Genomic DNA, 1,441 nt, shown 5'->3' with positions numbered 1-1,441 from the left:
TTAAGTTGAGAGCATTGCCAACGGTCCTGGCTATACTGGGCATGTAAACGACGCGGATACCGGACTTATCTACATGCAGGCCCGTTATTACGATCCTGAGGTCGGTCGATTTTTAAGCGGGGATCTGATCGATCCTTCAGTAGGAAATTTTTTCAATTTTACACGGTACGGATACGCTAATAACAACCCTATAGGAAATATTGACCCAAGTGGTAAGGACTGCACAAAATCAAATGGAATGATAACGTGCACGCCAACCCTCAACGGCGTCGCCCTAACATGGTTGCCAAGCATTCCACCTCTTCCAGCGCCTCAGAATTGGCCTGCGGTGATGAATGCCTCCTCCAAGAGCCATCATGAATATATCTATGATACGCCTATAGGAAGTAAGTCAGGAGAAAGCGTTGCAAAGGCAATAGCGCAAGATCCAACGCCGAACGACCACGATCGTCCAGCAACGCCTCAAGGAACAACAAATGATGCGGCACCATCTTCTGGGTTTCGTTCGGTTCTTGCTGGGCTTGGAGCTATGGTGGGTGCTGGCGATGACCAGGTTAAGAGCTATACATTCAAGGACTCCAAGGGAGCTACTTGGACTGTTAATGTGACTCAAGACTCACATACTTTGTCCTCGGGCTACGTACTTCGTGGCGTGGCTCAAGGCGTCGCCGTGTCTTATGGTGAAGGCATTGCCGCCAAGCAAAATTTGGGGCGCGCGTCGGAATATTTTATAAATGATGTATGGGTCGATCAGAACAAAAAAAATATAGACGAGGCTCACTGACTATGCGTTCCATATGGATGGGTGGCCTGATAGCGCCTTTGGTGGCTCCGCTAATATTTTTCTTCGCCATTATGGTCATGGCTATATCTAAGGATGGGTGGGGTGCAGGAATGCATGACTGGGCTCAAGGGCTGGGGTTAGTTGCCATCATTACCTTACCGATTAGTTACCTGGCCACATGGTGTTTTGGGGTGCCATATATTTATTGGCTTCGCTCGATATCTCGCCTATCAAGATATAATGTGTGCTTTGGGTCTCTTATTATTGGTGTCTTGAGTGCATGGGCCTTCCAGTTGATTATCAAGGTTGGTCGACTTGATGCTCTGGCATTGCTTCTTGGGGCAATTATTGGCATGGCGCTGAGTCTCGCTGTGGCACTTGTCTTTTGTTGGGTTGCTAGGATTCCACGACCGACGTCCCCCCACTTTTGAGTAGCACAGCGGTTTGGAGTCCAATCCCCCATCCCAAGGAGATTGGACGTGAAGAAGCGCTTTTCCGAAGAACAGATCATCGGCTCCCTGCGTGAGGCAGAAGCCGGCCTGCCGGCCCCCTACGTCAGAATAGTTATCGCCCCGATAGGAACCGAAAACGGGGGCGATGACGAGAGGTTGAAGTGGCGCGATACGGGCAACAGTTCACCTGATTAGCGTCGAACCT

Annotated in this window: 2 protein-coding genes; both read left to right on the top strand. The window is 50.0% G+C overall.

The window, feature by feature from the left end; all coding sequences use genetic code 11:
- Positions 1 to 13: 13 nt before the first annotated feature.
- Positions 14 to 784, top strand: coding sequence for an RHS repeat-associated core domain-containing protein (locus ACH65_RS19260; RefSeq protein WP_082190398.1), 771 nt, complete (start codon positions 14 to 16; stop codon positions 782 to 784).
- Between the two features lie 479 nt (positions 785 to 1,263).
- Positions 1,264 to 1,431 (top strand): hypothetical protein, encoded by a 168-nt coding sequence (locus ACH65_RS20620; protein WP_153242657.1) that lies wholly within the window; start codon positions 1,264 to 1,266, stop codon positions 1,429 to 1,431.
- The last annotated feature ends 10 nt before the right edge of the window (positions 1,432 to 1,441 follow it).

Source organism: Frateuria defendens, from assembly GCF_001182895.1.
GTDB classification, from domain to species: Bacteria; Pseudomonadota; Gammaproteobacteria; order Xanthomonadales; family Rhodanobacteraceae; genus Frateuria_B; species Frateuria_B defendens.
This window is presented reverse-complemented; position numbering and strand designations above follow the sequence as displayed.